A 22,449-nucleotide genomic window follows, 5' to 3' on the forward strand; every position below is an offset into this window, starting at 1 on the left:
CCGCCAGCAAGGCAGGCCTGGCTTACCACCCCTCTGACCTGCGAAGGAAGGTCAGCCTCAGCTGTTCCGGGGTGTCATCCGAGTGGCCCCTTTCTGCCGCCGTCCGGCCTCCGGACGTGCTCCGCGTGGCACAGATGCGGACAGGGCCCGGACTCGGACTCGCCCGACGAGCGAAAGGTGACGCCATGGACACGGCCGTCGGCAAGGAACGGGCCAGGGGTGCGCTGCTGGGTCTGGCGGTCGGGGACGCGCTCGGCGCGCCGGCGGAGAATCTGCGGCCCTCGGAGATCCGCCGCCGCTGGGGGCGGATCGAGGGGTTCGTGAGCGATGACCCGGCGGGCACCGACGACACCGAGTACGCGATCTTCTCCGGGCTGCTGCTGGCCCGGCACGGCTCCGCGCTCACCGTCTCCCACGTGGAGCGGGCCTGGCACCACTGGATCGCCGATCTGGACGAGGGGCCGTTCCGGGGCGCCGGGTTCAGCGAGCGCGGCACCCTGGAGAACCTGCGCCGGGGCCTCGCGGCACCGATCTCCGCCCAGCACCGGCACGCCTGGAGCGACGGCCTCGCGATGCGGGCGGCCCCCTTCGGGGTGTTCGCGGCCGGGCACCCCGCCGAGGCGGCCCGGCTGGTGGCGGTCGACGGCCGGGTGAGCCACGAGGGCGAGGGGATCTACGGGGGCCAGGCGGTGGCGGCCGGGGTGGCGGCGGCCATGGTCGGCGCGGGCCTCGCCTCGGTGATCGCGGCCGCGCTGTCGGTGGTCCCGATGGACTCCTGGACGGCCCGCTCGCTGCGCCGCGCGGTGGCGGCGGCCCAGCGCCCGTACCCGGACCGGCTCACGATGGAGCGGGCGGTGCGGTCGGCGGTGGTGATCGGCGGCTACCCGTGGACGGACCTCGCGCCGGAGGCGGTGGGCCTGGCGTTCGGGGCGTTCACGGCGGCGCGCGGCGACTTTCGGACGGCAGTGCTGACGGCCGTGAACATGGGCCGCGACGCGGATACGACGGCGGCGGTCGCGGGGGCGCTGGCCGGGGCGCTGCACGGGGTGGGCGCGATCCCGTCGGAGTGGGCGGCGGCGATCGGGCCGGTGCGGGGCAGTTGCCTGCCCTTGATGCGGGGGTACCACGTGCTGGACATCGCGGACCTGCTGACCCCGGAGGGCTCGGAGAAGGCGGAGGGCTTGGAGGATTCCGGGGCCGTGCGGGGGCATGGTGGCGGGCGTGAACCCTCCGGCGTGCGGGACATGGCGTCCGTGGCCGCATCCTTCGAGCCCGTACGGCAGGACCGGCGATGACGACGACAGAGACGGCGGCGCAACCGCCCGCCACCACGGGGACCGCCGCCTCCCGCCGCGCCCGGATCGAAGGCCTGCTCCTCGGCCTCGCCGCCGGGGACGCCGCCGGGTGGCCCGCCGCGCGGCACCGGGCGGCACGGATGCCCGAATGGACCCGGCGGCTCACCCGCGAGCTGGACACCTTCGCCGAACAGAACGCCACGACCACGCTCCCCGTACCCATCGCCCTCAACCAGCCGCCCGAACCGCTGCGGCTCGGGCCGTCCGACGACGCCGAGTGGGCCGCGTTCGCCGCCCGCACGGTGCTGGCGGCGGCCGACGACGCGGACGGGCTCTCCCCGGGCCGCCGGATGCGGGACGCGGTGGACCGGGCCTGGAACGCGCTGGCCGCGACCGTCGCCGCCGCGAGCGCCCGGGCCCCCGAGGTGGAGGCGGCCGTGCTCCCGCTGCGCGCCCGGATCTCGGTACGGGCCGGCCTCGGCAACCTGGCCGCCGGGCTGCGGCCGCCCGCCACCGGGCACGACAACCCGCACTACTTCGACGACGCCGCCTGCGTACGGGCGGCCGTGCTCGCCGTCGTCCACCCGGGTGACCCGGAGGAGGCCGCGGCGCTCGCGGAGTTCGACGCCCGCTACACCCAGGACGGCGACGGGGTGCACGGCGCGCGGGCCATGGCCGCCGCGATCGCCATGGCGCTGGCCGGGGCGGACGTCGACGCGGTGGTGGACGCCGCCCTCGCCCAGCTCCCCGACGGCACGGAGATCGCCCGCAACGCCGCGCACGCGGTCCGCCTCGCCCGGGAGTTCGCGGACGAGCCCGCCGGGGCGTTCGCCCTGGTCCCGGTCCTCGAGCACCAGATCGTGGACCACGTCTACAGCTACGGGATCGCGGCCGCCGAGACCGTGCCCGTCGCCCTGGCGCTCACCACCGCCGCGCGGGGCGAGATCGCGCAGGCGATCCCGGCCGCCGCCTGCCTCTCCCGGGTCGCGGACTCCGCGCCGGCCCTGGCCGGGGCGCTGACCGGGGCGATCGGCTCGGTCAGCGCCGTACCGGCGGGCTGGCGCGAGGCGTGCCGGACCCTCGCGGGGTGTGCGCTGCCCCGGCTCGCGGGCACGGATCTGGTCGAACTCGCCGGGCGGCTGGCAGCCACGGAACCGGCCACCCCGGGTGGACAATTCCGGCATGACGCCCACAACGGCCACGGCAGCCGAGCCCGCCCCCGCCCCCTCGACACCTCAGTCCCCTCCCGGCCTCGATGACCGCATCGCCCGGGCCCTCGTCGGCGCCGCCGTCGGTGACGCCCTGGGCGGCCCGGTCGAGGGCTGGACCCCCGAGCAGATCGCCGAGCGCCACGGCGGCCGGGTGACCGGGATCGTCGGCCCCTGGCACGGCGAGAACTGGCGCACCGCACGCCCCGTCGCCCCGTACCACAAGGGCGACGGGCACGTCACCGACGACACCCTGATGACCCACGCCCTGATCCGGGTCTACGACCGCGTCCGCGACCACCTCGACGCGTACGCCGTCGCCGACCACCTCGTGCCGGACCTCCTGTCACCCCGCTGGATCCCGGAGCTGGAGGCCGAGGCGCTGCCGCTCCAGCGGATCTTCCTGGCGGAGAAGTGGATCGTGGCCCGGCTGCACTACGGGCACGTCGACCCGCGCGAGGCCGGTGCGGGCAACATCGTCAACTGCGGGGCCGCGATGTACATGGCCCCGGTCGGCCTGGTCAACGCCGGCCACCCTCAGGCCGCGTACGCCGAGGCCCTGGAGGTCGCCGCGCCCCACCAGTCCTCCTACGGGCGGGAGGCCGCGGGGGTCTTCGCCGCCGCCGTCGCCGCCGCGTGCCGCCCGGACGCCACGCCCGGCTCGGTGGTCGACGCCGCACTCGCCGTGGCGAAGGACGGCACCCGGTCAGCGATCGAGGCGGTTGGTGAAGTGGCCGCGCAGCACGACGACTTCGAGGCCGCGCTCGCCCCGCTGCGGGCGGCGGTCGAGCCGTTCGACACCGTCGGACCCGACTACCGCTCCCCCTCGCTCGGCGCCCGTCGGCCCTCCCGGCTGCACGCCATCGAGGAACTGCCCATCGCCTTGGGCATGCTGCTGGTCGGAGGCGGTGACTACCGGCGTACGGTGCTCGGTTCGGTCAACTACGGGCGGGACTGCGACTCCATCGCCACGATGAGCGGCGCGATCGCGGGCGCACTGGGCGGCGAGGTCCCGGCCGACTGGGCAAAGACGGTGGCGCAGGCGAGCCGGCTGGATCTGCGCGCCCCGGCCCGGACCCTAGCGCAGGTGGCCCGCGAGGTCTTCGCCCGGGACGTGGAGCGCCGCCGGTCCCACGAAGAGGCGTTCGCCGCGCTGGCCGGTACGCGGTGAACGTCCGGCTCACCTGGGTGCAGCCCGAGGACCTGATCGGGCACGAGCTGCGGCAGGCCGCGCAGGACGGCCGCGACGCCCGGGAGTTCGAGGAGCGGTGGTACGCGGCCGGGGGCTCGCCCGCCCCGGAGCGCGCGGGCGCCTCCGAGCCGCCCGCACCCCCGCGCCTGCGTGAACTGGCCGGACAGCTCCTCGACGAACTCGCCCTGATGGACTCACCGTTGGCCGCCGACGAGCCCACCGACCTGGACGCGATCATCGCCGCCTGTCCGCACTGGCCAGGACCGCCCGGGCCCGCTCCCGTCGTCGGCCGGGACCGGCTGCACGCGGCCTGGCTCGGCCGGGCGGCGGGCTGTCTGCTCGGGAAACCGGTCGAGAAGCTGCCCCTCGACGGCATCCGCGCGCTCGCCCGCGCCACCGGCAACTGGCCCCTGGCCACCTGGTTCACCGCGCGCGGCGTGCCCGACGAACTGCTGGCCGCCCACCCCTGGAACCGCCGCTCGGCCCCCACCTCGCTGGCCGAGAACATCGACGGCATGCCCGAGGACGACGACCTGAACCACCCCCTGCTCACCCTGCTGCTGCTCCAGCGGCACGGGCGCTCCTTCACCACGGCCGACCTGGCCCGGCTCTGGCTGGACGCGCTGCCCGCCGGGCGCACCTTCACCGCCGAGCGCATCGCGTACGGCAACCTCCTCGCGGGCGTCGAACCCCCGGAGACGGCCCGCCTCCGCAACCCGTTCCGCGAGTGGATCGGCGCCCTGATCCGGGCCGACGTGCACGGCTGGATCCACCCCGGCGACCCGGCCGGAGCCGCCGCCCAGGCCCACCGAGACGCGGTCCTCACCCACACCGCCAACGGGGTCTACGGCGCCATGTTCACAGCTGCCGCGCTCGCTGTGGCGGCGGGCGGGGAGAGCGATGTGCACGGCTGCCTGGCCGCCGGGCTGCGGGTCGTGCCGCCGCACTCGCGGTACGCCCAAGCGGTCCGGCTCGGCATCGAAACCGCGCGTACGGAAGGGGAGTTCGACCTGGTGGTGGACCGGCTGCACGCCGCGTACGCCGATACCCACCACTGGGTACACGTGCTGCCGAACGCCGCGCTGCTCGCTGCCGCCCTCACCCACGCCGACGGCGACTTCACCCGGTCGATCGGCTGCGCGGTCTCCGGCGGCTGGGACACCGACTCCAACGGGGCCACCGCAGGATCTCTCGCCGGACTCCTCGCGGGCACCCCGGCCGCCCTGCCCGGCCACTGGACGGCCCCCCTGAAGAACCGCCTGGCCACCTCCGTACCCGGCTTGGACCGGACCGGCTTCGACACCCTCGCCGCACTGACCCACCAGGAGGCTCTGCGCCCATGACCCGTATCGCGGTGCTCGGCAGCACCAACATGGACCTCGTCGCCTACACCGCCCGCGCGCCGGAACGCGGGGAGACCGTCACCGGCCGGGAGTTCCGGACGGTCCCCGGCGGCAAGGGCGCCAACCAGGCCGTCGCCGCCGCCCGCGCGGGCGGGGAGGTGACGATGATCGGCGCGGTCGGCGACGACGTGTACGGCACACGGTTGCGCGACGGCCTCGAACACGCCGGGGTCGACACCGACCTCCTGCACACCGCCGAGGGCCCGAGCGGCACCGCGCACATCGTGGTGGACGACTCCGGCTCCAACGCCATCGTGGTGATCCCCGGCGCGAACGGCGTCATCACCGCGCTCGGCCCCGGCGAGATCGCGGCCATCGCCGCCGCCGACCTGCTGCTGATGCAGCTCGAACTCCCGCTCTCCGCCGTCGTGGAGGGCGCCCGCGCGGCCAGGTCCCAGGGCGTACGGACCATCCTCACCCCCTCCCCCGTACAGCCGCTGCCCGATGAGCTCTGGGACCACATCGACCTGTTGATCCCCAACGAGCACGAGGCGGCCGAGCTCTCCGGGCAGACCGAGCCGCACGCGGCGGCGCAGATCCTGCTGCGGCAGGTGCCCGAGGTGATCATCACGCTCGGCGCGAAGGGGGCGCTGTACGCGGCGCGAGCCGGCGAGCCCGTGCTCTTCGCGGCGCCCGAGGTGACCGCCGTCGACACGACCGGGGCCGGGGACACCTTCGTCGGAGCGCTGGCCGTGGCGCTCGGGGAGGGGCGGCCGGTCGCCAAGGCGCTGGCCTTCGCCTCCTCGGCCGCCGCGCTCTGCGTCCAGAAGCCTGGCGCGTCCACGTCCATGCCGTACCGGAGCGAGATCGAGGCCGATGCCGTATGAGTACGACCGCCACCGACGCAGGCCCCCTGACCGGGCTGAAGGTCATCGACCTCGCCACCCTCTTCGCCGGGCCGCTCGCCGCCACCATGCTCGGGGACTTCGGCGCCGATGTGATCAAGGTCGAGCACCCCCGTAAACCGGATCCCTCGCGCGGGCACGGGCCCGCCAAGGACGGAATCGGCCTGTGGTGGAAGCTGCTCGGCCGCAACAAGCGCACCCTGACGCTGGATCTGTCCGCTCCGGGTGGCCGGGACGTTTTCCTCCAACTGGCCGCCGGGACCGACGTGATCGTCGAGAACTTCCGGCCGGGGACCCTGGAGCGCTGGGGGCTGGGTCCCGAGGAGCTGCACGCCGTCAACCCGCGCCTGGTGCTGGCCCGGGTCACCGGCTTCGGCCAGTTCGGCCCGTACGCGCACCGGCCCGGGTTCGGCACGCTGGCCGAGGCGATGAGCGGGTTCGCGGCGATCACCGGGGAGCCGGACGGGCCGCCGACGCTGCCGCCGTTCGGGCTGGCGGACTCCATCGCGGCGCTGGCCACGGCTTACGCGGTGATGGCCGCACTCGCGGGGCGGGAGAAGACGGGCGAGGGGCAGGTGGTGGACCTGGCGATCATCGAGCCGATCCTGACCGTGCTGGGTCCGCAGCCGCTCTGGTACGACCAGCTCGGTTACGTCCAGCCGCGCACCGGCAACCGCTCCCGCAACAACGCCCCGCGCAACACCTACCGCACCGCCGACGGCCACTGGGTCGCGGTCTCCACCTCCGCCCAGTCCGTCGCCGAGCGGGTGATGCGGCTGGTCGGCCGCCCGGAGCTGATCGAGGAGCCGTGGTTCGGCGCGGGCACCACCCGGGCCGACCACACCGAGGAACTGGACGAGGCCGTCGGCCACTGGATCTCCCGCCACAGCCGCGAAGAGGTGCTCAACGGCTTCGAGAAGGCGGAGGCGGCCGTGGCGCCGATCCATGACGTACGGGAAGTGATGGAGGACCCGCAGTACCGGGCGCTGGGCACCCTCACCGAGGTGGACGACCCGGAGCTGGGGCCGCTGCGGATGCAGAACGTCCTCTTCCGGCTCTCGGAGACCCCGGGCGCCATCCGCTGGGCGGGCCGCCCGCACGGCTCGGACACCGAGGAGATCCTGGCCGGGCTCGGCCTCTCGGAGACCCGGATCGCGGCGCTGCGGGACCAGGGGGCGCTGTGACCGGCCGGCCGATCCCGGGCCCGCCGGCGCCGGAGGGCCCGCCCCCACCCCTCGGCCGGCCCCCGCTGACCTGGCTGTACGTCCCCGGAGACCGGCAGGAGGTGGTGGCCAAGGCGCTCGGCTGCGGGGCGGACGTGGTCATCGTCGACCTGGAGGACGCGGTCGCCCCCGACCGCAAGGAGTACGCGCGCGCCGCCACCGCCGAGCTCCTCGCCGACCCGGTGACCGTCTCCCCCGACGCCGTACCGGTCCATGTCCGGGTGCACGGCGAGGACGACATCCGGGCGCTGACGGGACTGCCGGGGCTCTCCGGATTCCGGCTGCCCAAGATCACCCACGCGGTCTCCGTGCACCATGTGGCGGCGGTGGCCCCCGGCGTACCGCTCTATCCGCTGCTGGAGTCGGCGCTCGCCCTGGAGCACGCGTACTCCATCGCCTCGGCCGACCCCGCCGTCCGGGGCGTCGCGCTGGGCGAGGCGGACCTCCGCGCCGATCTCGGCGTACGGAAGGACTGCGGGCTGGACTGGTCGCGCAGCCGGCTCGTGGTGGCGGCCCGGGCGGCCGCGCTGCCGCCGCCCGCGCAGTCGGTCTTCCCGGACGTGCGGGACCTGGACGGGCTGCGGGACTCGTGCGTACGGGGGCGGGGGCTCGGACTGCTGGGCCGGGCGGCGATCCATCCGCGTCAGCTGGAGGTGATCGAGCGGGCGTTCCGGCCGACGGCCGGGGAGATCGAGGAGGCGGAGGAGATCGTCGCGGCGTCGGCGGCGGAGGCCGGGGCGCTGGCGCTCCCGGACGGGCGGTTCGTGGACGCGGCCGTGGTGGCGTCGGCGCGCCGCACACTGGCGATCGCCGGGCGGTCCTGAGGTTTCTCAGGTCCGCCCGGCGATCGGAGGCGGTGAACGCGGGAGATCAGCTCTTGTCGGCTGCCTCGGGGGCGGCGCCCTCGGACGGGGCGTCGGTGTCCGCCGCCTGCTTGGCCGTCGCGTCCTTTTCCAGCGGATCGCTGTCGGCCTCGGGGGCGTCGGTGCCGTCCGCGCCGTCCTTCTTCGCGGCGGCCTCGGCGTCCCTGTCCGGCTCCACGATCTCCTCGCGGCCCGGGCGGAGCTTCGCGGAGATCACGATGTAGGCGACGGCGAGGACGAAGACCACGATCGCGGTCCACACGTTCAGGCGCAGGCCGAGGACGTGGTGGGCCTCGTCGACCCGCATGTACTCGATCCAGCCGCGCCCCGCACAGTAGGCCGCGACGTACAGCGCGAACGCCCGTCCGTGGCCGAGCTTGAAGCGGCGGTCGGCCCAGATGACCAGCAGCGCCACGCCGATGCACCACAGCGACTCGTAGAGGAAGGTCGGGTGGTACGTCCCGGCGACCCGGTTCGGGCCCTCGCTGATCTCCAGCGCCCAGGGGAGGTCGGTCGGCTTGCCGTACAGCTCCTGGTTGAACCAGTTGCCCCAGCGGCCGATGGCCTGGGCGATGGCGAGGGCGGGTGCCAGCGCATCCGCCCAGGCCGGCAGGGGGATGCCTCGCCGGCGGCAGGCGATCCAGGCACCGACCGCGCCGAGGGCGACCGCTCCCCAGATGCCGAGGCCGCCCTCCCAGATCTTGAAGGCGTCGACCCAGTTCTGGCCGTCGCTGAAGTAGAGCTGGTAGTCGGTGATCACGTGGTAGAGCCGGCCGCCGACGAGGCCGAAGGGCACGGCCCAGACGGCGATGTCGGCGACGGTGCCGGCTTTGCCGCCGCGGGCGACCCAGCGCCTGTTGCCGATCCAGACGGCGACGAAGACACCGATGATGATGCAGAACGCGTAGCCGCGGAGCGGGATCGGGCCGAGCTCGATCACGCCGGTCGACGGGCTGGGAATGGAGGCAAGGTTCATGACGGGGTCGACGCTACCTTGCCGGGCGGTGGGTACGGCAAGCCACCCGGCAACGTCTGCGTAACGAGGGCCCTGTCACGGGCCCGTCCCGCCCGCCCCTCCGCGTGCTCCCCCGCCCGTCAGGAAGCGGGCGCGGACGGGGTGGCGGTGCCGGGCTTCTTTCCCTTGTTGGCCTCGGCGACCCACTTCTTCAGGTTCTCCACGGAGATCTGCTCGTCGCCCTTCTTCGGGAAGATCGACTCACCGTTGAGGAGCGCGGTCGGGGTGCCCTGGAAACCGCCCTCGCGGAACGCCGTGTCCGACTTCTGGACCCAGCTGTCGTGCTCGCCGCTCTCCACACAGGTGCGGAACCCCGGCGTGTCGAGCCCTTCGACCTCGCCGGCCAGCTCGATCAGCCGGCTGTTCTTGGCGAAGGCGTCGTCCGGCTCGGGGGGCTGGTTGCGGAAGAGCACGTCGTGGTAAGGGGCGAACTTGCCGACGTCCTGGGCGCAGGCGGCGGCGTTGGCGGCGCGCAGCGAGCCCTTACCGCCGAGGTTCCCGTCGATGATCGTGGCCAGGTGGTAGTCCACCTTGAGCTGCCCCGCCTCCACCAGCTCCGTGATGGTGTCCCGGAAGGCGTTCTCGAACTGGGCGCAGACCGGGCAGCGGAAGTCCTCCCAGATCGTGAGCGTGGACGGGGCGTCGGAGGCGCCGACCGGCAGGGTCAGGGAGTCCTCGCCGGTCGCTCCGGACGGGGTGATGGCGGGGCCGGAGGCGCTGTCGCCGCCGCCGTCCTTGCCCACGTTGGCCGCGATCAGGCCGACCACGGCGGCCAGCGCCAGGACGCCGACCACGGCGGAGGAGACGATCAGCGTACGGCGGCGCTTCTCGCGGCCCTTGTCCCGCTCGCGCTGCTGGGCCAGGCGCTCACGCGCACTTCGGTTTCCCTCAGGAATCTTGTCGCTCACACCCGCAGCAACGAACCGGGGAGGCACGTACGCGCCTCCCCGGTCCATATTCCACCCGTTCAGGTGACTTCGAGGGTCAGCGCTTTCGAACGCCCTGGGCCAGCTCCCCGGCCAGCGAGCGGACGGCGTCGAGACCGGCGGCCTCGTCGGGGGCGTCCAGGATCGCCTTCACGAAGGCCGAGCCGACGATCACGCCGTCGGCGAAGCCGGCGACCTCGGCGGCCTGCTCGGCGTTGGAGACGCCGAGGCCGACACAGACCGGCAGATCGGTGGTGGCGCGGGTGCGGCCCACCAGCTCCCGGGCCTGGGCGCCGACCGAGGCGCGGGTGCCGGTGACGCCCATCAGGGACGCGGCGTAGACGAAGCCGCTGCCCGCTGCCGTGATGGTGGCGAGGCGGGCGTCCTGGCTGCTGGGGGCGACGACGAACACGGTGGCGAGGCCGTGCTTGTCGGCGTGCTCGCGCCACAGCGCGGACTCCTGGACGGGCAGGTCGGGCAGGATGCACCCGGCTCCGCCCGCCTCGGCCAGCTCGGCGGTGAAGCGCTCCACGCCGTACCGGTCGATGGGGTTCCAGTACGTCATGACCAGGATCGGCACCCCGGTGGCCGCGTACGCCTCGCGGACCGTACGCATCACGTCGGCGATCTTGACCCCGCCGCGCAGGGCGATGTCGTCGGCGGTCTGGATGACCGGTCCGTCGAGGACCGGGTCGCTGTGCGGAAGTCCGATCTCCACGACGTCGGCGCCGCCCGCGATGACCGCCTTGACCGCCTCGATGCCGCCGTCGACGGTCGGGAAGCCGGCCGGGAGGTAGGCGATGAGCGCCGCCCGGCCCTCCGCCTTGGTGGCGGCGAGAGTGGTGCTCAACAGCTCGATGTTGCCGCTCACTTGGCGTCCCCCTCGATCTCGGCGCGGTCGCTGTCGGCGTCCGCCTCGACGGCTGCGTCGGTGTCGTACAGCCCGAAGTAGCGGGCGGCGGTGTCCATGTCCTTGTCGCCGCGGCCGGACAGGTTGATGAGGATGAGCCCGTCCTTGCCGAGCTCCTTGCCGAGGTCCAGCGCACCGGCGAGCGCGTGGGCGCTCTCGATGGCCGGGATGATGCCCTCGGTGCGGGAGAGGAGACGCAGGGCCTGCATGGCCGCGTCGTCGGTGATCGCCCGGTACTCGCCGCGCCCGATGTCCTTGAGGTAGGAGTGCTCCGGACCGATGCCCGGGTAGTCCAGACCGGCGGAGATGGAGTAAGGCTCGGTGATCTGGCCCTCGTCGTCCTGGAGGACGTAGGAGCGCGAACCGTGCAGGATGCCCGGCTCCCCCGCGGTCAGGGTCGCCGCGTGCTCGCCGGTCTCCACGCCGCGTCCGGCGGGCTCGCAGCCCACCAGGCGGACCCCGTCGTCCGGGATGAAGGCGTGGAAGAGGCCGATGGCGTTGGAGCCGCCGCCGACGCAGGCGACCGCCGCGTCGGGGAGGCGGTGGGTCCGCTCCAGGAGCTGGCGGCGGGCCTCGACACCGATGACCCGGTGGAAGTCGCGGACCATCGCCGGGAAGGGGTGCGGACCCGCGACCGTACCGAAGAGGTAGTGCGTACGGTCCACGTTGGCGACCCAGTCACGGAACGCCTCGTTGATGGCGTCCTTCAGGGTCCGCGAGCCGGACTTCACGGCGACGACCTCGGCGCCGAGCATCCGCATCCGGGCCACGTTGAGCGCCTGGCGCTCGGTGTCGATCTCGCCCATGTAGACGGTGCAGTCGAGGCCGAAGAGCGCGCAGGCGGTCGCCGTGGCGACGCCGTGCTGACCCGCTCCGGTCTCGGCGATGACCCGGGTCTTGCCCATGCGCTTGGTGAGGAGCGCCTGGCCCAGCACATTGTTGATCTTGTGCGAGCCAGTGTGGTTCAGGTCCTCGCGCTTGAGGAAGATCCGGGCGCCGCCCGCGTGCTCGGCGAAGCGCGGGACCTCGGTCAGCGCGCTGGGCCGGCCGGTGTAGTTGACCATCAGCTCGTTGAGCTCGGCGGCGAAGGCCGGGTCGGACTTGGCCTTGTCGTACTCGACGGCGACCTCGTCCACGGCGGCGACGAGCGCCTCAGGGATGAACTTGCCGCCGTACGCGCCGAAGTAACCCTCGGCGCTGGGGATCAGACCCTCGGGGTCCGGAATGAAGAATTCGGACGTCATGCGACGTGCTCCTTGGCATGCATGGCAACGGGTGGGTTCACCGTATGCGCGGAGGGGGTGCCCGGCGGATCAGGGCCGGAAAGGGCGCGGCGTCCGGTGCGGTGCCTCGCAGGCGCCGGAGCGTCGTCATCGCGGAGCGATTCGGACGTTTCGGCAACGCCGCGAGGTGCCGTGCCAGGCGTCGTGACCCCGGTCATGATCCGCGGGGTGCCCCTCAGGAGCGAGCCGCCACCGGGACCGGCCTGCGGTCGGGGTGGTGCGGTCGTACGTACGGGGGTGGAGGTACCGCGGTACGTCGGCCGGGGCTCGCTACAGCGCGGACCCCGGGCGCCATCGCATCCCGTTCACCTGGCCGGGCTCGTCACCGATCACGTACCGCACACGCCGTCCGTGCACGCGCCGGGCGGGGGCGCGGCAGCCTCGCGGCCTGCACCCGCGCGCCAGCGGGGCGTGCGGATCCCGGCCCCCGACGGGGCCAGGGCCTGGACGGTCGGTCATGGTCTCGTCGTCCCCGGTCAGCCGCGGCCGTGGCGCAGCGCCGGGTGGGCGCCCGCGGCGACCAGATCGGCGACGGCGGCGCGCGGGTCGCGGCCGGTGACGAGGGACTCGCCGACCAGGACGGCGTCGGCGCCGGCGTTGGCGTACGCGATCAGGTCGTGCGGGCCCCGGACGCCGGACTCGGCGACCTTGACGATGTGGTCGGGGATCTCGGGGGCGACACGCTCGAAGGTGGAGCGGTCGACCTTGAGGTCCTTGAGGTTGCGCGCGTTGACGCCGATGATCTTCGCTCCGGCGTCCACGGCGCGCTCCGCCTCGTCCTCGTCGTGCACCTCGACGATCGGGGTGAGCCCGATCGACTCGGCGCGCTCGATCAGGGAGACCAGGGCCTCCTGGTCGAGGGCGGCGACGATCAGCAGGGCGAGGTCGGCTCCGTAGGCCCGGGCCTCCCACAGCTGGTACGAGGTGACGATGAAGTCCTTGCGCAGGATCGGGGTGTCGACCTTGGCGCGGACGGCCTCCAGGTCGGCGAGCGAGCCGCCGAAGCGGCGCTGCTCGGTGAGGACCGAGATGACGGACGCGCCGCCCGCCTCGTAGTCCGCGGCGAGCGCGGCGGGGTCCGCGATGGCGGCAAGGGCCCCCTTGGACGGGGATGAGCGCTTGACCTCGCAGATGACGGTGACGCCCTCGCCGCGCAGGGCGGCGACTCCGTCCTTGGCCTGGGGAGCGCGGGCCGCGCGCTCCTTCAGCTCGTCGAGGCTGACGCGCACCTGCCGCTCCGCGAGGTCGGCGCGAACGCCGTCGATGATCTCGTCGAGCACACTCACGCGAGCGGCCCCCTTCCGGAACGGTTGACGGTGAACAGGATCAGCCACACCGATGGTATCCGCAGGAGGCCCCGGGGCCCGCATCAGGCCGCGCCGCGTCCCACTACCTGGGCATTCAGGGCGCCAGGGCCGAGCCGAACGGCAGATTCCGGACGATGGTGAAGATCAGGAGCAGGGCGCCGATGCCCCACCACCAGACGGGGGCGAGGACGATCCGCAGCGGCTGCCCGCGCCAGGCCCGGACCAGCCACAGGACCCAGACCACGGCGAAGAGGAAGTAACCGGTGGTGGCGACCGCGTTGGCGGAGAACGCGGCGCCGAGGTCGCCGTGGACGAAGGCGTGGGCGCTGCGCAGGCCGCCGCAGCCGGGGCAGAACGCGCCGGTCAGCTTGAGCAGCGGGCAGACGGGGTAGTGGCCGGGCTCGTTGGGATCGACGGTGCCGACGTAGGCGAAGGCGCCGGCGACGGCGGCGAGGATGCCGAGCGGGGTGGCGAGGCGGCGGGTGGCCCCCGCCCAGCCCGTCCGGGCCTGGTGGGGCCCCACTGCCCCGGGCGCGCCTTCAGGCGCCGGAGGGGGCGGAGTGGGCCGGGCCACGTCCGGGGTCGGGCAGACGGTCAGCGGCATGCTCCAGGGGCCGGCGCCCTGCGGCTCGGCTTCCGGGTCCGGGGGCTCGGTGGCGGGGGTCGGGGTGGTGTCCACCCGGTGATTGTCCCCGCTCATACGGAAAGGCGCAGCCCGCTGAGGGCTGCGCCTTGCTGCGTGTCGGCCGCGTGAGAGGGCCGACGGGGTGTCAGTGGGAGGCCTGGGCCTCTCCGGCGCGTGTCCGGGCCTCCACCAGCTCGGCGGACTCCTTCGGCATGCCGAGACCGGCCAGCTTCATCGCGTAACCGACGATGCCACCGGCGAAGATGACGGCGATACCGGCCCAGAAGCCGAGCGGGTTGGCCGCGACCATGAAGACGCCTGCGACGCAGAAGCCGATGAAGGAGATGATGACACCGGTCCAGGCGGCCGGGGTGTGTCCGTGGCTCGTGCCCGCCATGAGTTGCTCCTTGTTGATGTTGCGCTGTGGGTATCGCTGCAGCTGTCGCTCGGGGGACGGCTCGCCTCCATTGTCCCGTACGGGCCGCCGGAGGCGAGCGCGGGGTCACCCCTCGGGGGTGTCTAGCCCGTCGGGTCCTCGCCCCGGTCCAGGGCCTTCCACAGCTCCTCGGGCCGGTCCGGGTCCGGGGCGGTGCGGGGCGCCTTGCGGGGGCGCGGAGTGCCGTCGCGTTCGTAGCGGCCCGACATCGTGGGCCAGCGGCTGCCGAAGCGCAGGGCGAGCAGCCCGGCGACCAGGATCAGCAGGCCCCCGGCGGCGGTGACGTACGGCCAGGCGGTGTGGGTGAGGGCTTCGATGGTGGCCGCCGCGTCACCGGTGGTGCGGGCGGCCTCCTCGTCGAGGGCCGTGCTGTCGGTCGCACCCGCCCACGCGCTGAGCGCGGCCCCGAGGCCGCTGAGGGCGAGCAGGACGGCGACGAGGCGGCGGCCCGCGCCGCGGACGGCGAAGACGGCGACGAGGGCGGCCAGGCCGACGATCGCCAGGGCGGCCGGGGCGCCGGTGACGTCCTGGCCCTCGGCGGTCAGCGGCAGGGCGCCGCCGCCGGTGGCCGCCCGCCCCTCGGCCCAGACCTGGCCGGAGGCCAGGAGGACGACGGTCGCACCGGCCGCGCCCAGGAGCAGCCCGGCCGCGAGCGACCGGCGGCTGCCTGCGGAGTCGGGCGCCGGGGCGGAGTCAGCGGCTGAGCCGGCGGTTCGGGCACGGGGCTGGGGTACGGGGACAGCACTCACGTGTTCCACTATCCCCTACCGCCTCAGCGGTCGCGGAGCCGGTTGGCGGTATGGACGGCGCGCAGCACCGCTGCCGCCTTGTTGCGGCACTCGTTGTCCTCCGCGACCGGGTCCGAGTCGGCGACGACGCCGGCTCCGGCCTGCACGTACGCGGTGCCGTCGCGCAGCAGGGCGGTGCGGATGGCGATGGCGGTGTCGGAGTCCCCGGCGAAGTCGAGATAGCCGACGCAGCCCCCGTACAGGCCCCGGCGGCTCGGCTCCAGCTCCTCGATGATCTGCATGGCGCGCGGCTTGGGGGCGCCGGAGAGGGTGCCTGCGGGGAAGCAGGCGGTGAGGACGTCGAAGGCGGTGCGGTCCTCGGTGACGCGGCCGGTGACGGTGGAGACGATGTGCATCACGTGGGAGTACCGCTCGATCGACATGAAGTCGACGACCTCGACGCTGCCCGGTTCGCAGACCCGGCCCAGGTCGTTGCGTCCGAGGTCGACGAGCATCAGGTGCTCGGCGCGCTCCTTGGGGTCGGCCAGCAGCTCCTCGGCGAGCGCCTGGTCCTCCTGCGGGGTGGCGCCCCGGTGCCGGGTCCCGGCGATCGGATGGACCATCGCCCGCCCGTCCTCGACCTTGACGAGGGCCTCCGGGCTGGAGCCGACGACGTCGAACCCGTCGAAGCGGAAGAGGTACATGTACGGGGACGGGTTGGTGGCCCGCAGTACCCGGTAGACGTCCAGGGCGCTCGCCGTGCAGGGGGTCTCGAAGCGCTGGGAGGGGACGACCTGGAAGGCCTCGCCCGCCCGGATGCGCTCCTTGATGTCCTCGACGGCCCCCTGGTAGGCCTCGCCGCCCCAGAGGGCGGTGTACGGGGGCAGCTCGGACGGGGGAAGGACGGCCGGGGCGTTCTCGACCGGGCGGCGCAGGTCCTGCTCCATGGCGTCCAGGCGGGCGACGGCGTCCGTGTAGGCCTCGTCGACGCCGGTGGAGAGGTCGTTGTGGTTGATCGCGTTGGCGATCAGCAGGACGGTGCCGTTCTGGTGGTCGAGGACGGCGAGGTCCGAGGTGAGGAGCATGGTGAGCTCGGGGAGCTTCAGGTCGTCGCCGCCGTGCTCGCCGATCTTCTCCAGGCGGCGGACGACGTCGTAGCCGAGGTAGCCCACCATGCCGCCGGTGAAGGGGGGAAGGCCCGCGTCGCTCACCAGGTCGCGGGGGGTGTGGAGGGTCTCGACGGTGGCGCGCAGGGTCTCCAGCGGGTCGCCGTCGACCGGGACGCCGACGGGCGGGGTGCCGAGCCAGTGGGCCGCGCCGTCGCGGGCGGTGAGGGTGGCGTCGCTGCGTACGCCGATGAAGGAGTAGCGCGACCAGGTACGGCCGTTCTCCGCGGACTCCAGCAGGAAGGTGCCGGTGCGCTCGGCGGCGAGCTTGCGGTAGAGGCCGACCGGGGTGTCGCCGTCCGCGAGGAGTCGGCGGCTGACGGGGACGACGCGCCGGTCGACGGCCAGCTTGCGGAAGGTGTCGAGGTCCATGGCCGGTGACCTTACTGGTCGAGGAGGGTGAGGACGTCGGCGTCGAAGCAGGTGCGGTCGCCCGTGTGGCAGGCGGCGCCCGTCTGGTCGACCTTGACCAGGACGGTGTCGGCGTCGCAGTCCAGGGCGACGGACTTCACCCGCTGGATGTGGCCGGAGGTGTCGCCCTTGACCCAGTACTCCTGGCGGCTGCGCGACCAGTAGGTGCAGCGGCCGGTGGTGAGGGTGCGGTGCAGCGCCTCGTCGTCCATCCAGCCGAGCATCAGCACCTCGCCGGTGTCGTACTGCTGGGCGATGGCCGGGACCAGACCGTCGGCGCCGCGCCGGAGGCGGGCGGCGATCGCGGGGTCGAGGCTGCTGGCGGGCGGCGTGGGGCCGGGAGTGCTGCTGGTCATGGGCCCATTGTGCCGTGGTCGCGATCGGTCTCCGGGCGGACGTCCACTGGGCGGACCCCGGGTGACGGTCGTACGCTGGCGGGCATGTCGACCCATGCGAAGCGTGAACGTCTTCTGCTCGCCGATCTGTTGGAAGCGGCCGGTCCCGAGGCACTGACCCTGTGCGAGGGCTGGAAGACCCGTGATCTGGCCGCCCACGTGGTGGTCCGTGAGCGCCGCGCCGACGCGGCGGGCGGGCTGCTGATCGCCGCCCTGAAGAACCGGCTGGAGCGGGTGCAGGCGGAGTTCGCGGCGAAGCCGTACGAGGAGCTGGTCCAGCTGATCCGTACGGGCCCGCCCCGGTTCTCGCCGATGTCCCTCAAGCAGATCGACGAAGCGGCGAACACCACCGAGTTCTTCATCCACGCGGAGGACGTGCGCCGGGCCCAGCCGGACTGGTCGCGGCGCGAGCTGGACCCGGTCTTCGCCGATGTGCTCTGGGCGCACACCGAGAAGACCGCCCGGATGCTGGGGCGCAGGTCCCCGGTGGGGCTGGTGCTGCGACGGCCGGACGGCCGGACGGCGGTGGCCCACAAGGGCGCCCCGGTGGTGACGGTGACCGGGGAGCCCTCGGAGCTGCTGCTGTTCGCGTTCGGCCGGCAGGACGCGGCGGACGTCCAGGTGGAGGGCGAGAAGGAAGCGGTGGACCGGCTGCACCAGGCCGCGCTGGGGATGTAGCGGCTTCTACGTTCCCAGCAGCCGCCGGGCCGCCAGGGCGAGGGAGACCTCGACGGCGTCCCGGGGGCGGGTCAGGCAGCGGCCCGTGAGCTGTTCGAAGCGGCGGAGCCGGTTGAGGACGGTGTTGCGGTGGCAGTAGAGCCGCGCGCCCGCCCGCTGCGCCGAGCCGTCCGTGTCCAGCCAGGCCGTGAGCGTCTCCAGGATGACGTCCCGGTCCGAGGGGTCGAGCCGGTCCAGCGGGCCGAGCACCCGGTCGGCGAGGGCGGAGCCGAGGGCCGGGGAGGAGACGACGAGGGCGTCCGGGAGGTGCTCGTCCAGCAGGACCGTGCCCCCGGAGGAGGGACAGGCGCGCAGGGCGGTCTCCGCCAGCCGCCGGGCGTCCCCGAGCGCGGCCAGGCCCTCGACGGCGGAGCCGATGCCTGCCCGGGTGCCGGCGGGGGTGTGGGCGGAGGCGTCGAGCGCGGCGGCGATGGTGTGCAGTTCGCCGGGCTCGCCGGTGAGCGGCAGGATCGCGAACTCGGCGTCGGGACCGGTGTGCCAGAGAGGCCCGGCGCCCGGGAGTGCCCCCGGCAGTGGGGCCGGCAGGGGCAGCGGGGGCCGGGCGGCGGCGGGCCCCGGCTGCTGCGGCCCGCGCGGGGCGGAGGCGACCGCGAGCACGGCGTACCGCCCCTGTTCCGGCAGTCCCAGCATGGCCGCCGCCTCGGAGAGGTCCGCGATCCGGGCGGTCCCGTCGAGCAGCGCCGCGACCATCAGCCGCTGCTGGTTCTCGCGGCGCCAGGACAGCCGGCGTTCGGCCTGCCGGTAGGCGTCCGCGACGATCCCGCAGTGCTCGTCGACGAAGTTCCACACATCGGCGGCGACATGGACGAGCAGCCGTACGTCGTCGGGTTCGCGCCGGGCCGTCTCGTCCACCAGGTCCTGCCAGACCATCGCCCCGCCCAACCGGAAGGCGTGCAGGACGGCGTCGAGCGGGACGCCCTGTCCGGCGCGGATTTCGCCGATCCAGCGGGAGGTGCGGTGGGCGGCCTCGCGGAACTCCCGGGGCTGGATCAGCGAGCCGACGTTGTGCCGCAGGGAGTGGTGGACCTCCTGCCAGACCTCGGCCCGGCCGGAGTCGATGGCCGCCCGGTAGCCGGGCTCCTGCTCGTACAGGGCCTCGACCAGCCGGTCCGTGAGCGCCGGGAGCGAGGCGACGAGGATCCGGGCGGCCCGGTGCAGCACCTCCACGGACTCGCGGTCGGCCAACGAACGGAAGCGCTGGGGCAACGGCGTCGCGGGGTGGGTGCCGTGCGGCGACGGCACCGCGATCCGCGAACGTACGACCTGTGGCATGGCGGCCTCCACCGGGAATCGGCCGGCTGTGCGATCGGCCGGCTCGGAGTACCCGGCCCGGCAGGGCACGAGCACAGCCGAATGATCCTGACGCCCGCAGAATGGCATACCGCCCGGTCGGTACCTAGGGGTTTGCGCGGAACTTGTCATCACGGTCCTGCAACCACCCGCTGTTTTCGGCCCGGGGGCCCAGCAGGCGGGCCAGTTCGGTGCGGGAGCGGATGCCGAGGGCGGCGAAGACGTTGCGGAGGTGGTGGTCGACCGTGCGCGGGCTGAGCGAGAGCCGGAGTGCGACCTCGCGGTTGGTGGCCCCTTCGGCGACGCAGCGGGCGATGCGCTGCTGCTGCGGGGTGAGCGCGGAGAGCGCCCCGTCCGCGGCGGACCGCACCGACGGGCCCTGCTCCCCGGCCGCCCGCAACTCGCCGGCCGCCCGCTCCGCCCAGGCGCGGGCCGAGCACCGCTGGAAGGCCACCAGGGCGTCGCGCAGCGGGGTGCGCGCCTCGCGGGTACGCCGGCGGCGGCGCAGCCACTGGCCGTACAGGAGCTGGGTGCGGGCCCGTTCGAAGTCGCCGTCCGCCCGGTCGTGGTGGGCGAGGGCCTCCGCGTACCGGGCGTCGGCCTCCTCCGTGGGCGCCAGCAGGGCGCGGCAGCGGGCCAGTTGGGCGGGGGCCTGCGGGTCGGCGGTCCGGGCGGTCCAGCCGGTGAACTCGGCCACGGCGGCTTGGAGTGCATCGGCCTCCTCGGCTCCCCGGCCCGCGAGGACGGCGGCCTCGACGTAGCAGGGCACGGCGAGCATCCGGGCGGCGAAGTGGCCCTGCCGGGGCCCCGGGCGCACCAGCGGGCCGAGCCGGGCTGCCGCCTCCTCGGAGCGCCCGGCGGCCAGATCGGCCCGCGCCCGGGCCCAGGTGGCGAGGGTCGCGGGCTGGGCGAGCCCGTGCGGTCCCGCCCCGGCGAGTGCGGCGTCACAGTGGGCGGCGCAGGCCTCGGCGGGCCCCTCCACGGACGCGGCGAGGGCCAGGACGGCGTGGAGGTGGACGGAGCTGTTGGGCTGCCCGGTACGGCGTGCGGCGTACAGCCCCTCCAGGGCGTGGGCGCGGGCCCCGGCGTGGAGCCCGGCCCGCAGCTCGGCGTAGGCCAGGTGCTCCAGGGCCTGCGGCAGCAGGGCGTCCGGCCCTCTGGTCCGTACGGCGGCGAGCGCCCGTGCCCCGGTCCGGCAGGCGGCGGCGACCTCCCCGAGGACGAGGGCGGCGACCCCGGAACGGAGGAGGGCGGCGGGGTCGGTGGCGGGATCCACCGGGTCCAGGCACCGGCGGAGCAGGTCACGGCCTTCCCCCGTCCGTCCGGCGAGCACCGCACACATCCCGGCCCGGTAGGAGGCGAACGCACGGTCGTACGGGGTGGGGTCGATGCGGCCCATGGCCTCCAGGTAGCCGGGCGCGTCCCCCGTCACCCAGGCCGCCTCGGCCGCACCGAGGAGGGCGTCGAGGGCCCGTCGGCGGTCGTACGGGCCGAGCAGGACGGCTGCGGCCAGGAGGGCTTCGTGGGCGTCGGCGGCGGGGCCGGTGCGCAGGGCGAGCATGCCGTGGACGTAGGGGGCGAGGCCGTGGCGGGGTGCGGTGGCCCCCTCCCCCGCTGCCCCCGTACGGGCCAGCAGGGCGCGGGCCCGGGCCGGGTCTCCGGCGAGGGCCGCCTGTTCGGCCGCCGCCGCGAACCGGGCCGAGCGCAGGGGCGGGTCGGTGGTGAGCGCGGCGGCGCGGGAGAGGGCCGAGGAGCGTTCGGCGTGCGGGTACGGGGCGGTCGCGGCCGCCTCCAGTCGGGCGGCGAGCGCGGTGTCCGGGGCAGGGGCGGCGCAGGCCAGCTGGACGAGGGAGGTGAGTGGGGCGGGGCGGTCGTCGGGAGGCGCCGACGTGGTGGCCCGGTCGCCGGTCTCCGCCAGCAGGGTGGCGAGCAGCTCGTGGGTGGCGCGGCGGCGGGCGGGCGGCGCGTGGTGCAGGACCGCGCGGGCGACCAGCGGGTGGCTGAAGTGGACCCGGCTGCCTGCCCGTTGGAGGAACCCCTCGGTGGCGGCCGAGCCGAACAGGACGCCGTCCAGGAAGTCCCGGGGCAGCCCGGTCCGGGTGCCGGCGCGCAGCAGGAGCAGGGCGTCCGCTCCCGCGCCGGCGGGCTCGTGCTCCTGGGCGGCGGCGGCCAGCAGGAGCAGCGCCCGGGTGCGCGCCGGGAGCCTGTCGAGGCGGTCCCCGTGCGCGGCCAGCACACCCTCGGCGCCGGGCAGCGGACAGGGCAGCGGAGTGCGCCCGGCCAGCTGGTCCGGGGTGAGGTGGCGGGTGAGCCCGGTGAGGAGGCTCGGGTTGCCGGCCGCCTCCCGGAGGAGCTCGGCGCGGACGACCGGGTCGAGTCCCTCCGTAACGCCGGGAAGCCTTGGCGGGCGACGGCCGGGCTCCTTTGCGCTGCCGGAAAGCCCGGCGCCACGGGCAAGGCCCTCCCCCGCGCGACGGCCAGGTCCCTCCACACTGCCGGAAACCCCCTCCCCACCCCCGGTGAGCCGGTCCAGCAGCGCTGCCGCCGCGTCGTCGTCCAGTGGGCCGAGGCGGAGTGCGGGCAGGCCCGCGAAGGCGGGGCCGTCGTCAGCGGTGATCAGGACGGCGACCCGGCTGCCCGCGCCGAGCCCGCGGGCCGCGAAGCTGAGGGCGGTCCGGGAGGCCGGGTCCCAGGCGTGGGCGTCGTCGGCGCAGACCAGCAGCGGGCGGTCGGCGCCCAGCTCCCGCAGCCGGGCGAGCAGCGACTGCGGGGTGGGCCGGGTGAGAGTCGCCGAGCAGAGCAGGGCGCGCAGGCCGCTGTGGGGCAGGCCGCGTTCACCGGGGGCGGCGGTGGCGTACAGCACCGGGCCGCGGGCCCGGTGGGCGGCGGCCGCTCCGCGCAGCAGCGCGCTGCGGCCGAGGCCGGGCGGTGCCGTCAGGACGAGGGCGCCGCCGTCGCCCTGCCACAGCCGGGCCAGCAGGCCTTCCAGAATAGCGAGTTCACCGCTGCGGCCGTACAGCCGGAGCGGACTGCGCACGGTCGTCGATGAGGTCACACCGGCACGGTAGGACCGTGCGAGCGGGGGCGGAAGACGCGCGTCCGGCGACCCGGCCGGGGCGGTGCGGGCTCCCAGCCGGACGGCTCCGGCACTGTGCGCGGGCACAGTGCCGGTGGCGCCGGTGGTCCGGGT

21 protein-coding genes are annotated in these 22,449 nt (G+C 74.7%); 8 read left to right on the forward strand and 13 right to left on the reverse strand.

Annotation, left to right across the window (positions count from 1 at the left end):
• Positions 1-185: 185 nt before the first annotated feature.
• Genes ABZ154_RS06545 through ABZ154_RS06575 form a run of 7 tightly spaced genes read left to right on the forward strand, consistent with a single transcriptional unit; the run spans position 186 to position 7,990 of the window.
• Entirely contained in the window at positions 186-1,295 is a 1,110-nt protein-coding gene (locus ABZ154_RS06545) for an ADP-ribosylglycohydrolase family protein (RefSeq protein WP_356829658.1), read from the forward strand.
• A complete protein-coding gene (locus ABZ154_RS06550; RefSeq protein WP_356829660.1) occupies positions 1,292-2,554 on the forward strand; it encodes an ADP-ribosylglycohydrolase family protein in 1,263 nt (420 codons plus the stop codon). Before ABZ154_RS06545 ends, ABZ154_RS06550 begins: the two co-directional genes overlap by 4 nt.
• Positions 2,478-3,674 (forward strand): ADP-ribosylglycohydrolase family protein, encoded by a 1,197-nt coding sequence (locus tag ABZ154_RS06555; RefSeq protein WP_356829662.1) that lies wholly within the window; start codon positions 2,478-2,480, stop codon positions 3,672-3,674. The genes ABZ154_RS06550 and ABZ154_RS06555 overlap by 77 nt, the downstream gene beginning before the upstream one ends.
• Entirely contained in the window at positions 3,671-5,038 is a 1,368-nt protein-coding gene (locus tag ABZ154_RS06560) for an ADP-ribosylglycohydrolase family protein (RefSeq protein ID WP_356829664.1), read from the forward strand. Before ABZ154_RS06555 ends, ABZ154_RS06560 begins: the two co-directional genes overlap by 4 nt.
• The gene (gene rbsK / locus ABZ154_RS06565) at positions 5,035-5,925 is read left to right on the forward strand and encodes a ribokinase (protein ID WP_356829666.1); all 891 of its coding nucleotides are present in this window, start codon (positions 5,035-5,037) and stop codon (positions 5,923-5,925) included. The genes ABZ154_RS06560 and rbsK overlap by 4 nt, the downstream gene beginning before the upstream one ends.
• Positions 5,922-7,127, forward strand: coding sequence for a CoA transferase (locus ABZ154_RS06570; protein ID WP_356829668.1), 1,206 nt, complete (start codon positions 5,922-5,924; stop codon positions 7,125-7,127). Before rbsK ends, ABZ154_RS06570 begins: the two co-directional genes overlap by 4 nt.
• Entirely contained in the window at positions 7,124-7,990 is an 867-nt protein-coding gene (locus ABZ154_RS06575) for an aldolase/citrate lyase family protein (RefSeq protein WP_356829670.1), read from the forward strand. The genes ABZ154_RS06570 and ABZ154_RS06575 overlap by 4 nt, the downstream gene beginning before the upstream one ends.
• A gap of 46 nt (positions 7,991-8,036) precedes the next feature.
• Here the strand turns inward: ABZ154_RS06575 and lgt are convergent, their stop codons facing one another.
• The 11 genes from lgt to hisI form a co-directional block, all read right to left on the reverse strand.
• Positions 8,037-9,005 carry a prolipoprotein diacylglyceryl transferase gene (lgt, locus tag ABZ154_RS06580; protein WP_356829672.1) on the reverse strand — a complete coding sequence of 323 codons (969 nt, stop codon included), beginning with the start codon at positions 9,003-9,005 and terminating at the stop codon, positions 8,037-8,039.
• A 119-nt stretch (positions 9,006-9,124) separates the two neighbouring features.
• Positions 9,125-9,952: a thioredoxin domain-containing protein gene (locus tag ABZ154_RS06585; protein WP_356829674.1), complete on the reverse strand. Its 828-nt coding sequence runs from the start codon at positions 9,950-9,952 to the stop codon at positions 9,125-9,127.
• Positions 9,953-10,028: 76 nt separating this feature from the next.
• Entirely contained in the window at positions 10,029-10,841 is an 813-nt protein-coding gene (trpA, locus tag ABZ154_RS06590) for a tryptophan synthase subunit alpha (protein ID WP_356829676.1), read from the reverse strand.
• Positions 10,838-12,124 carry a tryptophan synthase subunit beta gene (trpB, locus tag ABZ154_RS06595; protein ID WP_356829678.1) on the reverse strand — a complete coding sequence of 429 codons (1,287 nt, stop codon included), beginning with the start codon at positions 12,122-12,124 and terminating at the stop codon, positions 10,838-10,840. The genes trpA and trpB overlap by 4 nt, the downstream gene beginning before the upstream one ends.
• A gap of 309 nt (positions 12,125-12,433) precedes the next feature.
• Positions 12,434-12,622 carry a tryptophan synthase subunit(beta) gene (locus ABZ154_RS06600; RefSeq protein ID WP_356829680.1) on the reverse strand — a complete coding sequence of 63 codons (189 nt, stop codon included), beginning with the start codon at positions 12,620-12,622 and terminating at the stop codon, positions 12,434-12,436.
• A gap of 17 nt (positions 12,623-12,639) precedes the next feature.
• Complete coding sequence (gene trpC, locus ABZ154_RS06605) at positions 12,640-13,449, reverse strand: indole-3-glycerol phosphate synthase TrpC (protein WP_356829682.1); 810 nt, start codon at positions 13,447-13,449, stop codon at positions 12,640-12,642.
• Between the two features lie 115 nt (positions 13,450-13,564).
• Positions 13,565-14,149 (reverse strand): DUF2752 domain-containing protein, encoded by a 585-nt coding sequence (locus ABZ154_RS06610; protein WP_356829684.1) that lies wholly within the window; start codon positions 14,147-14,149, stop codon positions 13,565-13,567.
• 91 nt (positions 14,150-14,240) lie between these two features.
• A complete protein-coding gene (locus ABZ154_RS06615) occupies positions 14,241-14,492 on the reverse strand; it encodes an HGxxPAAW family protein (protein ID WP_356829686.1) in 252 nt (83 codons plus the stop codon).
• 122 nt (positions 14,493-14,614) lie between these two features.
• The gene (locus ABZ154_RS06620) at positions 14,615-15,289 is read right to left on the reverse strand and encodes a TIGR02234 family membrane protein (RefSeq protein ID WP_356829688.1); all 675 of its coding nucleotides are present in this window, start codon (positions 15,287-15,289) and stop codon (positions 14,615-14,617) included.
• Between the two features lie 14 nt (positions 15,290-15,303).
• Complete coding sequence (locus tag ABZ154_RS06625) at positions 15,304-16,797, reverse strand: anthranilate synthase component I (RefSeq protein ID WP_356829690.1); 1,494 nt, start codon at positions 16,795-16,797, stop codon at positions 15,304-15,306.
• 11 nt (positions 16,798-16,808) lie between these two features.
• Complete coding sequence (gene hisI, locus ABZ154_RS06630; RefSeq protein ID WP_356829692.1) at positions 16,809-17,192, reverse strand: phosphoribosyl-AMP cyclohydrolase; 384 nt, start codon at positions 17,190-17,192, stop codon at positions 16,809-16,811.
• Positions 17,193-17,276: 84 nt separating this feature from the next.
• Between hisI and ABZ154_RS06635 the strand changes: the two genes are divergently transcribed.
• The gene (locus tag ABZ154_RS06635; RefSeq protein ID WP_356829694.1) at positions 17,277-17,909 is read left to right on the forward strand and encodes a TIGR03085 family metal-binding protein; all 633 of its coding nucleotides are present in this window, start codon (positions 17,277-17,279) and stop codon (positions 17,907-17,909) included.
• 6 nt (positions 17,910-17,915) lie between these two features.
• On the opposite strand, the gene ABZ154_RS06640 is transcribed toward ABZ154_RS06635, so the two are convergent.
• The gene (locus ABZ154_RS06640; protein ID WP_356829696.1) at positions 17,916-19,241 is read right to left on the reverse strand and encodes a helix-turn-helix domain-containing protein; all 1,326 of its coding nucleotides are present in this window, start codon (positions 19,239-19,241) and stop codon (positions 17,916-17,918) included.
• A gap of 124 nt (positions 19,242-19,365) precedes the next feature.
• Entirely contained in the window at positions 19,366-22,314 is a 2,949-nt protein-coding gene (locus ABZ154_RS06645) for a LuxR C-terminal-related transcriptional regulator (protein WP_356829698.1), read from the reverse strand.
• Positions 22,315-22,449: the final 135 nt, after the last annotated feature.

Source organism: Streptomyces sp. NPDC006261, from assembly GCF_040613515.1.
Lineage (GTDB): Bacteria > Actinomycetota > Actinomycetes > Streptomycetales > Streptomycetaceae > Streptomyces.